This is a genomic window from Capnocytophaga sp. oral taxon 864 (assembly GCF_002998835.1).
Taxonomy (GTDB): domain Bacteria; phylum Bacteroidota; class Bacteroidia; order Flavobacteriales; family Flavobacteriaceae; genus Capnocytophaga; species Capnocytophaga ochracea.
Map to the genome: position 1 here is coordinate 1,504,661 of NZ_CP027232.1, position 13,143 is coordinate 1,517,803.

Genomic DNA, 13,143 nt, shown 5'->3' on the forward strand with positions numbered 1-13,143 from the left:
TGTACCTTTGTTGCGTAAAAGAAGAAAAATATGGAAACAATTACAGTTGCCTTACCCAAAGGACTTTCATTGAAAAATGCTAAATCTGTACTTGAAAGTCTCAACTTTAAAATAATAGAGACTTTTGAAGAAACTCCTCGTTTACGAAGGGGAGAAAACATTCCAAATGAGACTACTCAAAAAGCCTTAGAAGAAGCTGAAAGACTTATAAACGATTCTAACACAAAATACTTTACAAATGTAAAAGAATTAATAGCCTCTTTAAATGATTAAGTTATGGATAATATTAACAGAAATGTATATGAGATAACTTATACTGGACAATTTAAAAAAGACTATAAAAAGTATAGAAGTAATAAAAACAAAGCTCTAAAGATTGAAGATACTATTGCTTTATTAGAAGAGGGAGGAGTAGATAACTTACCTAAATCAATGAAAGCCCATTTCCTCACAGGAAATTATAAAGGACATTTGGAATGCCATATAGAACCTGATTTACTTATCATTTGGTTACAATACGACGAAGAGAGGAAAAGAATACTTTTAGTTAGGTTAGGTTCTCATTCAGAATTGTTTAGCAAATAATTTTACCAAAGGATATAACTACATATTTTTAAAAACACACAACAATAACACAAAAAGAAAAAAACACCCTGCTACGGTTGCAGAATTGTAAATTATTAATTGTAAATTGTTAATTGACATATGGATTCAGTAAAAAATTATATCAATGAAAACAAAGACCGCTTTATTGCGGAACTGATAGAACTGCTTAAAATGCCTTCTATTAGTGCTGATGCTGCCTATTCTCAGGACGTGCTTAACACTGCCGATGCCGTAAAAAATGCCTTAGAGAAGGCTGGTTGCGACAAGGTGGAAATATGTGAGACCCCTGGCTACCCTATCGTCTATGGCGAAAAAACTATCGACCCTGCCCTGCCTACTGTTTTAGTATACGGGCACTATGATGTACAACCCGCCGACCCTATTGAGCTTTGGGAATCTGACCCCTTTGAGCCTGTTATCAAAAAAACCGATATTCACCCCGATGGAGCTATCTTCGCTCGTGGGGCTTGTGACGACAAGGGACAAATGTTTATGCACGTGAAAGCCCTTGAATATATGGTGAAAAACAACGTGCTCCCTTGCAATGTGAAGTTTATGATTGAAGGCGAGGAAGAAATAGGCTCAGGAAGCCTTAGTTGGTTTGTAAAAAACAACCACGAAAAACTCAAAAACGATATTATTCTCATTTCCGATACTAGTATGCTAGCTAACGATACACCTTCTATCACTACGGGCTTACGCGGACTTAGCTATGTGGAAGTGGAAGTTACCAGTGCCAACCGCGATTTGCACTCTGGCTTATATGGTGGTGCCGTAGCGAACCCTATCAACGTGCTTACTAAAATGATTGCTTCTTTGCACGACGAGAACAACCGCATTACCATTCCGCATTTCTACGATAAAGTAGAAGAGCTCTCACAAGCTGAACGAGATGAAATGGCAAAAGCACCTTTCTCACTCGAAGCCTACAAAAAAGCCTTAGATATCGATGAAGTATATGGCGAAAAAGGCTATACCACTACCGAGCGTGCCTCTATACGTCCTACCCTTGATGTAAATGGTATCTGGGGAGGCTATACCGGACAAGGAGCTAAAACGGTTATCCCAAGTAAGGCTTATGCCAAAATATCAATGCGCTTAGTGCCTAACCAAGACAACCACGAAATAACCGAGCTCTTCACCAAACACTTTGAGAGTATCGCTCCAGCAGGTGTGCGCGTGAAAGTAACTCCGCACCACGGCGGACAAGGTTATGTAACCCCTACCGATACGCCTGCTTACCAAGCAGCAGTAAAAGCCTGCCAAGCGAGCTTCGGGAAAGAGCCTATACCTGTGCGTTCAGGTGGTAGTATCCCTATTGTAGCTCTTTTTGAAGAAGAATTAGGTAGCAAATCTATTCTCTTAGGCTTTGGTTTAGATAGCGATGCTATTCACTCGCCTAACGAACACTACGGTATTTTCAACTTCCTAAAAGGTATTGAAACCATTCCGTGGTTCTATCACTACTTTGTACAAAAGTAATACGAGTTACATAAATAGTAATAAGGACTTTACCAAAACTCGTAGCACGAGAGGCTATTAAATTTTTGGTAAAGTCTTTTTATATTATTATTGAAAATAAACGACTTAGCAATACAGCTAAAAAATATTAAATATTTTTCTGCTTAAAAATTTGCAGGTTTCAAAAATAGTTGTACCTTTGCACCGCAATTAAGGAAAACATAAGTAGAAAATATTCCTCCTTAGCTCAGTTGGTTAGAGCATCTGACTGTTAATCAGAGGGTCACTGGTTCAAGTCCAGTAGGGGGAGCAACAAAAAAAGCACTTACATAAGTAAGTGCTTTTTTTATTTTATCTTCTTATAAAGCCCATTCTTTAGCTCGGTTGTGAGCATTCCACATTCTTTCGTATAATTCACTCTCTTGCAATAACTGACTATGAGTGCCTATAGCGTTGATTTCGCCTTTGTTGAATACAATAATCTGGTTGGCTGTAGTGATAGAGCTAAGGCGGTGTGCTATCACAAGTACGGTTTTGTTGCGAATAAGCGTACTGAAAGCCTGCTGTATTTTATGCTCGTTCTCAGGGTCGGCAAAGGCAGTAGCTTCGTCTAAGATGAGGATTGGTGCATTTTTAAGAATAGCACGTGCCAACTGGAAGCGTTGTTGTTCTCCTCCGCTGAGATGTACCCCTTGCTGACCGAAAAATGTGTTGTACCCATTGGGCAGATTCGTGATAAAATCGTGTATTTGAGCTGCTTTGGCAGCCTCTATCACTTCTTCTTCTGTTTTATCCATTCCCATACGAATATTGTCGTACATTGTTTGTTGAAACATAAAGCTATCTTGGAAAACAAATGATACCTTTTGCATCAAACTTTCGGTGGGTAACTCTTTGATGTCAATTCCACCTATAGTAATTCGTCCTTCTTGGCAATCCCAAAAACGAGAGAGCAATTGCCCTACGGTACTTTTACCTGCCCCTGAGGGGCCTACTAAGGCAGTAACTGTACCTTCTTTGGCTGTGAAGCTAACGTTGTTCAATACATAGTTCTCGCCGTCGTAAGCAAAGCTAACCTTGTCGAAACAGATATTATAGTGAGTAGGTATCTGTGCATTATGTCCTTCGGGAAGAATGGGTTGATTGAGAATTTTATCAATCTGTTGTACGCCTTGTTCTATCAGCTGTAGTTGCATTGCCATATTGCTAATGGCAAAAACGGGACGCATATAGCCTGTACCTATGATGAGGAAAAAGAGCATAGTGGCAAGGGTTACCCCATTGTGAAAATAAAGATATAGACCTAATGCCAAAACAGGCAACATTGCATTACTAGCAAAACTCATAAAGATAGCGTAAGGAGGTGAGCTATGACGTATCCACTGGCTTACAAAACGGTTGAAAGATTTTACTTTTTTGCCGTATTTATCAAAACTCTCAGCTGATTGTTGGAATATTTTCATCACAGGCATAGCACGTACGTATTCTACGATACCTGAGCTCATCTCTTCTAACGATTGGTGATATAGCTGAGTGAGATTTTTGTTTTTTCCTCCAAACATTATTGGGAAAATAAGCAGTAGCAACAATAAAGGCAAACAGCTGGCAAGAGCTAATCGCCAATCTTGACTGAACAGATATCCTAAGGTGAATAAAGGCAAGGCAATAGCTTTTACAAAATCGGGGATTTGGTGAGCAATAAAGGTTTCTATACGCTCTACATCGTCCGAAATAATCTTCTTAAAAGCTCCTGAATTACGGTTAGAAAGATAGCCCATAGGCAATACGCCGACCTTTTCGGTAATCGTTTTCCTGAGACCGTAAAGAATGTTGAAAGCGGCGATATGTGATAAAATACCCGATAAGAAGAAAGCGACCATACTCACGGCTATCATTACAATGGCGTAGATTACATATTGTTGAGCGGTAGCAAAATTGGGCATTTGCTGTGTGAGTTCTTGTATGATATAGAATACCAAGGCATAAGGAATCAAGCTCAGTACTGCGTGAATAATGGCTAAAGTGCAGGAGGCTAAGAGTAAGGTTTTACGCTGTCCTGCTATTTGTAATAATCTTTTCATAGTTCGTTAATTGTTAATTGCTGTCCAGCCAGAGGCTTGTTGTTGGAGTGTCCAGAGGCGATGATAAATACCTTTTTTAGCCAAGAGTTCGGGGTGCGTACCTTCTTCGGCAATATGCCCTTCTTCTAAAACAAGTATTTTATCAGCATTTTTAATGGTGGAGAGCTTATGGGCTATCACCACTACTGTTTTGTTTTTTACAAGTTCCTGAATGGCTTTTTGAATGTATATTTCGTTTTCGGGGTCGAGACTGGCAGTAGCTTCGTCTAACAAGATAATAGGAGCGTCTTTCAGCAAAGCACGTGCGATGCTGATACGTTGTTTTTGTCCGCCAGAGAGATGGTTGCCTCCTTCACCTACGGGAGTGTGCATTCCTTGCGGTAATTCCCACGCAAACGAAAGTACTTGTGCTTTTTCGGCAGCCTCTATAATTTGGCTTTCGGTAGCATTAGGATTCCCTATTTTGATGTTATTGTAAATAGTATCATCGAATAGGTATACATCTTGGAATACTTCGCTGATAAGTCCATAGAAGCGGTCTTGCCGGATATTTCTAATATCTACTCCACCAATGGTAATTCTTCCATTATTCACGTCCCAAAAACGCGCAATCAGTGAAGCAATAGTGGTTTTACCCGAGCCCGAATGTCCTACCAATGCTACCATACTGTGCTGAGGAATGCTGAAATTAAGATTGTTAAGTGTAGTTTTATCTTCTAAATACGAGAAACTTACATTATCAAAATTGATATTAAAGTGAGAAGGGAACTCGTTTTTATCGGTTTCCATAGTGGGTTCTTTCAGTACATCAATGACACGGCTGAGGCTTTCGTTCATATAGCGCAACATCATATAATCTACTAATACTACTTTGATGGGGTTGTACAGAATATAGCCTAAAATTAGAAAAACGATAAGCACAGGAATAGTAATGGTATTGTGAGTGAGATAGTACAAGCCTAAAGCAAGCATCAACACAAAGCCTATTTCCAAAACAGTAAACGAAAGCATTACAAATGGTCCTGGTATAGCTTCTAAGCGGATACTTTTTTGGCGCAAATTCTCATAAGCCTTTTCGAGCATTCGGTAATTACTACCTGTAAGACCATAGGATTTTAGGTGTCGTATTCCTTGTACATATTCCAAGAATTTAGCTGATACTTCGTTTCGTGCCTTTACTTGCCCTTTGCTGAGTTCCCATTTATCGACCATAAAAATACCGAGCTTTAAGAACGGTATTACCAGTAGAATGCCAATGAACAAACAAAGGGTGAGTCGCCAATCGCAATAGAAGAGGAATCCTGAGAGCATAAGTGTACCGAAAAGAGCGGCTGCTAAATTGCCAAAACTGTGACTGAAAATATGCTCAAACGAGGCGACATCTTGCATAATCACTGAAGCTATTTCGCCGGGGTCGCGCTTTTTGAAGAAACCTAATGAGAATTTTTGGATATGATTACCTAAGCGAATGCGTACTTTTTCGGAAATACCATATACTAATAGGTTGGACGACACAAGGGTGCGCGAGGCAACGAAGAACTGTAATAGGAGTAAGATGCCCATTAGGGCTACCATTTCCCAGATAAGGGACAGATTGGGTTGTGGTTTAAAAAGCTCCCATAATATTATGAGTAATATGCCCGACGGAGCTGTGATAAAACCGTTATGCACAATTTCCCACAACACGCTCTGCCACGTACCTTTTTTATTAAAAGCTGTAATATACAGTAAATTGCGAATCATTTTATTTAAATGTTTGATTAACGGGGCAAAAATACTGTAAAAAGCTCTTACATAGATTTAATATAAATAGCTTTTTTTTAAATGTGAATAGCTTTTTTAATAATTAGAAAATGTGAAAATGTGAGAATGAGAAATTTAATAGATTAGTAAACGGAGACGAAAAAAATCGGAAAGGTTCGGAAGAGGGTTGAGGGAATTTTTGGTGAAAAATGGCTGTAAGGAGGGTGGGGTTAGCTTATAGAGAGCTTATAGGAAGCTTATACGAATCTTGGACGATTGGTATAGAAAGGGTATATAAGTAGTTGATTCATACTGTGGTACGACAACGCAAAAAATGTTAAAAACAGGGTTTCGAGGCGAAAGAAAGAGGAATAGGTGCTAGGCCTTAGGCCTTAGGCACTAGGAGGGAGTGTGACAGAAAAGAGATTTAGCAAATTAGGTGTGAGCTGGACGGGCTGGGAAATTAGAGAATTAGAAAATTTGGGAATTAGAAAATTAACAGATTAGGTGTGAGCGCATAGGCAAGAAGGTTGGTAAATGGTTTGTGTTATATGTAAAACAAAAAAGATGATGAAATATTTGGTGGGGAACAAAAAAGTATGTACTTTTGTGCCGATTAACAAAATACTTTTTAAACGATGAAGAAAATATTTTTAGCCTTAATGGCAACAGCAACTTTCGTAGCTTGTAATAAAGAAGACAAGGACGAAGACGGTACTAGTGCTAAATTTCCTAAAGAAATTACTACTATTGTAGGAACAGAACGCACTGTTATTAAATATGAGATGCAAGATGCTACTCGTCCTAAAAAAGAAACAAGAATTACCTATCGAGGCAATTCTTCTTATGGTGATGAGACTTATCACGATTACGACTACGATAGCAGTGGCCGTTTACAAAGAAGAACTTACTACTCAAAGGAGCCCTACTTCCATAACTACATCTATACCTATAGAGCTGATGGGAAGTTAGAAAAAGAAGAAACGATAGCCTTAGGAACAACTCTTTACGCTACGAAAGTTTATGAATACAGAGCAGACGGACGTCTTGTGAAAAAAGAAGATAAGCCCGCCAACAACAACGACGGGAATTACATCACGACTACTTTCGATTATCCCAGTACCAATGTGGTAAGAATTACCAAAAACACTTATGTGAGAAAAGATGGCAAAAACGGTGATGACACAAACGAATGGCATAGCTACACCTTAGACGCTAAAGGCAATGTGGTAAAAGATGAGTACACTACTACCACTCATAGCTATGAGGTAACCTATGAATATGATGCTAAAATCAATCCTGAGTATGTGAATTTTATAATACAAACTACTCCCGACCACTTTGTTACTCTTCTTACCCCTAATAATATCATTAAGAAAACAGTTGTAACTGCAGAACTCAATAAGCCAGAAAATGTTACTAAGACCGTATATCGCTATGATATTCAGTATGATGGGGATTATCCAATCCGAATTAAAGTTTACTCAGTGCCTAAAGATGAAAAAGCACCACAAGTACTTATCAGCACTACAGAATACAGCTATTAATTTTCTAAGAGAATTTTAACAAGAAGCATTATAGTATCAACTTTGCCAAAGGACGTAGCACGACAGACTATTACCTTTGGCAAAGTTTTTTATTACTCAATCGACAAATTTGGTAATTCACAAATTATTCGTACCTTTGCACTAACAAATGATGTTTCTCAAACAAATATCGGTCGTAAACTACAAGAACATACTCTCACAAGCGTATGCCTTTAGCCCTACTATCAACTGTTTTGTAGGGGATAATGGTGTAGGGAAAACGAATCTGCTTGATGCTATTTATCACTTAGGTATGGCTAAGAGCTACTTTACTACTTCGGCAGTGCAGAACGTACGCCACGGCGAGGAGTTTTATCTTATCGAAGGACAGTTTCGGCAAGAGGAACGTGAAGAGCAGATAGTGTGTAGCCTTAAAAAAGGACAGAAGAAAGTAATGAAACACAACGGCAAAGCCTATGAACGTCTGGCTGACCATATAGGTAAATACCCTATGGTGCTCATTTCACCTTCCGACCGCGACTTGATAGTAGAAGGTAGTGAAACACGCCGTAAGTTTTTGGATAGTGTGATTTCGCAAACTGATAGGGCTTACTTAGAACTGCTTTTGCGTTACAACCGCACGCTCTTGCAACGCAATACGTTACTGAAACAAATGGCAGAAGGAGGCGTTTTCTCTTTAGAGACTTTGCACATTTACGACGAGCAGTTGGCGCCCTTAGGACAACACATTTATGAGAAACGGCGAGCTTTTATGAAAGAGTTTTTGCCTATCTTTAGCGAGCAGTACGCGTATATTTCGGGGGGTAAGGAACGAGTGAGTTTGCAGTACGACAGCAGTTTGCACCAAAGTGATTTGGCTACCCAGCTTGCTGAAAATACTGAGCGAGACCGCAGTGCGCAATACACTACCGCAGGTATTCACAAGGACGATTTGCTTTTTGAGATTGAGGGCTACCCGATGAAGAAGTATGGCAGTCAGGGGCAACAGAAGTCTTTTTTGATAGCCTTAAAGCTATCGCAGTTTGAAGTGTTGAAGCAATCGTTAGGGATTACACCCATAGTGCTTTTAGATGATATTTTTGATAAGCTTGACGATACTCGCGTAACACAGTTGGTGCAGTTAGTTACTCAAAAACATTTCGGACAGCTTTTTATCACCGATACTCATTCGCAACGCACCGAAGACGTAGTGAAGCAAACGGGACTAGCGTATGAGATGATTCAAATAGGTAAAAGGTGCGAGCCACAAGAGTTGGTAAAGGGTAAGAGATAAAAGGTAAATGAGAAGAGAAAGAGACTTTTACAGATATTAACTGTTAATTAAAATAATATGTGTATATTAGTGTATCCTAAGAATGAAATACAAAAAGCTGAATTGACCTCTTTGTTTGAAAAAATGGGAGTGGAATTTGAGTATGAACAATCTTTTTTATCTGATTCTCTTAAAAAAGAGTTGGATAGAAGAGTTATAGAGATAAAAGAGAATCCTTCTATTGGAATTCCTTTTGAAGAAGTAAAGAAGAAAATATCAGAGAAGTATGTCATTTAGTTTGATTTTCCACCCCAGAGCAGAAAAAGAGTTAAATGATATTATAGATTATTACAATGTTTTTAGAGAAAATTTAGGTTTTGAAGCATATAATGAAATAGTAGATTATATAGAAACATTAAAAGACTTTCCCTTTGTTGCTCCAAAGAAATATGAGGAGGTTCGTATTTTCTTTACTAAAAGATTCCACTTTGGAATTCATTATATTGTTTTGGAAGAATTGTCAGAAGTGATTATCATAGCCATTATTAACACCAAACAACAAATAAAAGAACACCAAATATTCAATAGAATTTCTGGTATAAAAGACTGATTATAATTGGAGGTAACTATCAAGATATAAGTAATTAAGAAAAATTATATAAATACATAAGATGAAACCCAACAAGAAGAAAACACCCAGCAAGAATCCTATTAAACCTACCCCCACAGTGAGTGAGGAAGGGAATTCGAGTATGAAGCTTTTGGCGAGTGTCTTGCTCATTGCCTATGGCTATGTAACGGTACTTACCCCTAACTGGATGGCATTCGACTCCAATGCTACAAAGTTTTACACCTTTGCTATTCTGAACTTGATAGTAGTAGGGCTTGTGTTTTTTATTAAAGAATTCAGAGAACGCACACAATTACTGTTTGGCTTTTTTACCAATAAAATAGGGATTGCTTACTGCCTGATAATGGTATTGGCATTGCTCTCGTTTACCAAAGCTATTGATATAGAAGAAGCGATTTTGCACTTCTTTAAGATATTTACAGCTTTCTCAGCTGCTTGGATGGTATCGGCTTTGGTAATTTACAACAAAAAGAGTTTAGTACATTTGGCAGTTGCGATGACAATTCTTTTGTGTTATGACTTTTTGGTAACCCTCGACGGGGTAAAAGGCATCATCAAGGGTATTAGTGCCGATTACAATATCAAAGGCTCGTATTCTAACAAGAATATTTTGGCTTCGGCTATGTTTATTAAGATACCTTTTGCTATCTGGTTGTTTTATTTTCAGAAAAACACCTTGCGTATCATCGGAGGGATAGGTGTTTTAGTCGGTACTTTGGCAATCTTCTTTATGAGTACCCGTGCTTTCTATTTAGCAACTATTCTTACAACGCTTATCTTCATCACGTATGGTGCTATCGACTATTTTATCTTAAAACGCCGTGAAACGGGCGTAAAAGTACTGATGCACGTAGGCTTGGTAGTTCTTGCTTTTGGTATTTTCTCGTTTGTACAGAACTATCTCTACCCTCAACAAGTGCGACAAAGCACCAGTTTCGGGGCTCGTTTAGCTGAGGTAGCTAACCAAGAGAATACCAGTAACAACTTGCGTAAAACTGCTTGGGTGATTACCACTACTGATATGATCCCGAACGACCCACTGTTGGGCGTAGGCATTGGTAACTGGAAGGTACGCTTCTTACAGTATGAGAATTCTTACAGTCCGCATTATATTTATATGTATAAGAACCACAACGACTTTTTGGAGCTCACCGCCGAAGCGGGAATCTTCGCAGGGTTGGCGTTCTTGGCTATCTTCCTCTTGACAGCTTATTATTTCCTAAGAGGCACTTATAAAAACAAGAATCCTGAGCAAGAGCAATGGTTTTTCTTACCATTGTTTGGACTCTTTGCTTATTCGTTCGATGCATTCTTTAATTTTCCTCAAGACCGCCCCGAAATACAAGCCCTCTTTGGTATTTATGTAGGGATAGCAGTAGGCTTGGCAGTATTGTATTTCAGTAAGAAAAAAGCAGAAGAGCGCAAATTGCCAATGAGTGTTGTAGGTTTTATAGGATCAGTAGCCGTGGTGGCAATGGTTTTGAATGTAGTAGTAGAGCGTATGTACTTTGATTCTTCTAAAATACAACGTATGGTAAAAGAAGAGCAACAAGGGGTGCGTCCTACTAAATCACCTTCGGATTACCTGATACGCAACTATCCTCGTATTCCAAATCTCACGGCAGTGGCTGAGCCCGTGGATGTAGAAAAGGCGCGCTACTTGATAGACGAAAAGAAATTCGATGAGGCACGTAAAGTATTGGCTTCCATTCATTACCACCCTTATGATGCGCGCCCTGAGTATTTTACTGCTGTATCATACTTTATGGAAGAGAACAAAAACAACGATAGTATTTATAAATATGCTCATAAAGCCCGAATGATAAAGCCAAATTTCTTCGGTAACCTAAATTTAGAGACCTTTGCGCTGAACAATATGGGTAAAGAACAAGAATCGATTCACTTGCTCAAACAGTATTTAGGCTTGGAGAAAGACAGTGTGCAGAAACCACAACCTAAGTGGAAAACTATACTGAAAAACCGTTTCCACGTAGATGTAGATAGAGACGCTCTTCGCGGTAATCGCAGTGAGGTACAAGCGTGGAACTCTTTGGCTTATCTGCAAGAGAAAAATAACTTAATAGCTGATGCTCGTGCTACCTTAGATAGTGCCATTGTGTATTTGCCCGATAATAAAGATATAATTAATAACCGCAACAAGATTATCTCGCGTATGCAGGTAGAACAGTTTGCCCCTCTTTACACTCAGGCAATGCAACTCTATTTGCAGCAACGTTATGCTGAAGCAATTCCTATATTTACGAAGTTCTTGGAGAAAGTACCTGCTCATATAGACGGGCTCAGGTATCGTGCTATTAGTTACTACAACACGCAGCAATACCAAAAGGCTATTAATGATATGGCTGAAATGGAGAGCTTAGGAGTGCCCGTAGATGCTGTACTGAATAATTATCGCGCCTCTTGCTACTATATGTTGGGCGACAAAGCAAACGCCAAAGTCTTTTTCCAAAAAGCCGCTAGCGAGGGCAATGCCGATGCTCAACGCAACTTAAATACCCTCAGTTTTTAAGTCAAATGAATACCTATACAAAACAAATCCTCAGCGAGAAGGAACTCCAAGTAATGCTACATCGCCTTGCTTGTGAGCTGATAGAAAACCATAACGATTTCTCGAATACGGTTTTTATCGGTATCCAGCCCCGTGGCACTTATTTAGCTGGGCGATTGGTAGAACTACTCACTAACGAATACCACATTGCTGATATTCCATTAGGCTTATTAGATATTACTTTCTTTCGCGACGATTTTAGGCGCACAGGTAGACCTCTTGAAGCCAACTCTACCGCTATCGACTTTATCGTCGAAAACAAGAGAGTGGTATTTATAGACGATGTGCTCTACACAGGGCGCAGTATTCGCGCTGCTCTCAGTGCCATACAGAGCTTCGGGCGCCCTTCTGAAATAGAACTCTTAGTGCTTATTGATAGGCGCTTTAGTCGTCATCTTCCCATACAACCCGATTACAGTGGTAAGCAAGTAGACGCTATCAATGATGAGCGTGTGGTAGTACACTGGAAACAAAACGACGGAGAAGACTCAGTAGAGGTAATAAGTAAAGTCGGTGAGCTGGCGTAGCTGAGAATGTAAGTAAGAGATAAGGGATATGTGATATGGTAATAGCAATTCTTACAGTCTTTATAATGCTGAACGTAGTGCTGAAACTCAGTTTTTGGAAACTGTGGCAACAGGCGTTATTTGCAGCTGTTTGTTTCTTGTTTGTATGGTTGGCTACTGATTTTGCCTCAGAGCAGTCACAAGTTACCCTCCAAACAATGCTCAGCAACCCCAAAGTGCTCGGTAATATCACTGTACTGCTCACCGTAGAAACTGCTGTGTGTATGGCGTATTGTTTTACTTCACTACGTACGCTTTTCAAAGGTAAAGAAAGTCGCTGGCATAAAGTTTTGCAGTGGTATCCTAACCTGCTTATCTTTCCTGCATTGTTCTATGTACTCACTCAATCTATCTTTTATTATACAGGGGTATCGTTTGAGCATATTGCTTTTTGGATAGGTGCGAGCGTGGTAGTTTTCATTATATTAGGTGCTTGGGGTCTTCAAAAGCTGTTGCCCGAGAAAGACCTGCGCTTAGAGCTACACTTTTTGGTGAGTTTGCTTATCACTCTCTTAGGACTTATAGGTACTGCTAACGGACAAATACTCTACGTTCCCCAAAGTGAACCTATCAATTTAAAAGTATTGGGAGGTATATTTACTTTCTTTATAGCCTTGTTTGGCATAGGCTTTGGATTTAGTAAATTGTATTGGTTCTTACGCCAAAGAAAACAAAAGAATTAAATTT

The 13,143-nt window shown here is 39.2% G+C and carries 12 protein-coding genes and 1 tRNA gene; 11 read left to right on the forward strand and 2 right to left on the reverse strand.

From position 1 onward, the window contains the following. The first annotated feature begins 30 nt into the window (after nt 1-30). From C3V44_RS06630 to C3V44_RS06645, 4 genes are all read left to right on the forward strand, one after another. Nucleotides 31-273, forward strand: a complete 243-nt coding sequence (locus C3V44_RS06630; protein WP_106095955.1) for a hypothetical protein — start codon at nt 31-33, stop codon at nt 271-273. 3 nt (nt 274-276) lie between these two features. Beyond that, complete coding sequence (locus C3V44_RS06635; protein WP_048745364.1) at nt 277-585, forward strand: type II toxin-antitoxin system YafQ family toxin; 309 nt, start codon at nt 277-279, stop codon at nt 583-585. 120 nt (nt 586-705) lie between these two features. Further along, nucleotides 706-2,088: a dipeptidase gene (locus tag C3V44_RS06640; protein ID WP_009410196.1), complete on the forward strand. Its 1,383-nt coding sequence runs from the start codon at nt 706-708 to the stop codon at nt 2,086-2,088. 215 nt (nt 2,089-2,303) lie between these two features. After that, a tRNA-Asn gene (locus C3V44_RS06645) sits at nt 2,304-2,377 on the forward strand. A gap of 49 nt (nt 2,378-2,426) precedes the next feature. Here the strand turns inward: C3V44_RS06645 and C3V44_RS06650 are convergent. Together C3V44_RS06650 and C3V44_RS06655 are read right to left on the reverse strand one after the other, a co-directional pair. After that, nucleotides 2,427-4,148, reverse strand: a complete 1,722-nt coding sequence (locus C3V44_RS06650) for an ABC transporter ATP-binding protein (RefSeq protein WP_106095956.1) — start codon at nt 4,146-4,148, stop codon at nt 2,427-2,429. A gap of 6 nt (nt 4,149-4,154) precedes the next feature. Next, complete coding sequence (locus C3V44_RS06655) at nt 4,155-5,891, reverse strand: ABC transporter ATP-binding protein (RefSeq protein WP_106095957.1); 1,737 nt, start codon at nt 5,889-5,891, stop codon at nt 4,155-4,157. Nucleotides 5,892-6,529: 638 nt separating this feature from the next. On the opposite strand from C3V44_RS06655, the gene C3V44_RS06665 reads away from it, so the two are divergent. The 7 genes from C3V44_RS06665 to C3V44_RS06695 all read left to right on the forward strand — a co-directional run bounded on the left by C3V44_RS06665 (nt 6,530) and on the right by C3V44_RS06695 (nt 13,139). Next, the gene (locus C3V44_RS06665) at nt 6,530-7,438 is read left to right on the forward strand and encodes a hypothetical protein (protein WP_009410193.1); all 909 of its coding nucleotides are present in this window, start codon (nt 6,530-6,532) and stop codon (nt 7,436-7,438) included. A 151-nt stretch (nt 7,439-7,589) separates the two neighbouring features. Then, nucleotides 7,590-8,711 carry a DNA replication/repair protein RecF gene (locus C3V44_RS06670; protein WP_106095958.1) on the forward strand — a complete coding sequence of 374 codons (1,122 nt, stop codon included), beginning with the start codon at nt 7,590-7,592 and terminating at the stop codon, nt 8,709-8,711. 57 nt (nt 8,712-8,768) lie between these two features. Then, nucleotides 8,769-8,987, forward strand: a complete 219-nt coding sequence (locus C3V44_RS06675; RefSeq protein WP_009410191.1) for an addiction module protein — start codon at nt 8,769-8,771, stop codon at nt 8,985-8,987. Continuing rightward, nucleotides 8,977-9,300, forward strand: coding sequence for a type II toxin-antitoxin system RelE/ParE family toxin (locus tag C3V44_RS06680; RefSeq protein WP_106095959.1), 324 nt, complete (start codon nt 8,977-8,979; stop codon nt 9,298-9,300). The genes C3V44_RS06675 and C3V44_RS06680 overlap by 11 nt, the downstream gene beginning before the upstream one ends. A gap of 61 nt (nt 9,301-9,361) precedes the next feature. Then, nucleotides 9,362-11,851: an O-antigen ligase family protein gene (locus tag C3V44_RS06685; RefSeq protein WP_016478543.1), complete on the forward strand. Its 2,490-nt coding sequence runs from the start codon at nt 9,362-9,364 to the stop codon at nt 11,849-11,851. A gap of 5 nt (nt 11,852-11,856) precedes the next feature. Continuing rightward, nucleotides 11,857-12,417 (forward strand): bifunctional pyr operon transcriptional regulator/uracil phosphoribosyltransferase PyrR, encoded by a 561-nt coding sequence (gene pyrR, locus C3V44_RS06690; RefSeq protein ID WP_016478542.1) that lies wholly within the window; start codon nt 11,857-11,859, stop codon nt 12,415-12,417. 35 nt (nt 12,418-12,452) lie between these two features. Next, on the forward strand, nt 12,453-13,139 hold the full coding sequence (locus tag C3V44_RS06695) for a hypothetical protein (protein WP_106095960.1): 687 nt from the start codon (nt 12,453-12,455) through the stop codon (nt 13,137-13,139). The last annotated feature ends 4 nt before the right edge of the window (nt 13,140-13,143 follow it).

Coding starts and splice junctions, on each gene's coding strand:
- C3V44_RS06695 (WP_106095960.1), top strand. CDS start 12,453: ATGGTAATAGCAATTCTTACAGTCTTTATAATGCTGAACGTAGTGCTG.
- C3V44_RS06640 (WP_009410196.1), top strand. CDS start 706: ATGGATTCAGTAAAAAATTATATCAATGAAAACAAAGACCGCTTTATT.
- C3V44_RS06630 (WP_106095955.1), top strand. CDS start 31: ATGGAAACAATTACAGTTGCCTTACCCAAAGGACTTTCATTGAAAAAT.
- C3V44_RS06685 (WP_016478543.1), top strand. CDS start 9,362: ATGAAACCCAACAAGAAGAAAACACCCAGCAAGAATCCTATTAAACCT.
- C3V44_RS06665 (WP_009410193.1), top strand. CDS start 6,530: ATGAAGAAAATATTTTTAGCCTTAATGGCAACAGCAACTTTCGTAGCT.
- pyrR (WP_016478542.1), top strand. CDS start 11,857: ATGAATACCTATACAAAACAAATCCTCAGCGAGAAGGAACTCCAAGTA.
- C3V44_RS06650 (WP_106095956.1), bottom strand. CDS start 4,148: ATGAAAAGATTATTACAAATAGCAGGACAGCGTAAAACCTTACTCTTA.
- C3V44_RS06670 (WP_106095958.1), top strand. CDS start 7,590: ATGTTTCTCAAACAAATATCGGTCGTAAACTACAAGAACATACTCTCA.
- C3V44_RS06675 (WP_009410191.1), top strand. CDS start 8,769: ATGTGTATATTAGTGTATCCTAAGAATGAAATACAAAAAGCTGAATTG.
- C3V44_RS06655 (WP_106095957.1), bottom strand. CDS start 5,891: ATGATTCGCAATTTACTGTATATTACAGCTTTTAATAAAAAAGGTACG.
- C3V44_RS06680 (WP_106095959.1), top strand. CDS start 8,977: ATGTCATTTAGTTTGATTTTCCACCCCAGAGCAGAAAAAGAGTTAAAT.
- C3V44_RS06635 (WP_048745364.1), top strand. CDS start 277: ATGGATAATATTAACAGAAATGTATATGAGATAACTTATACTGGACAA.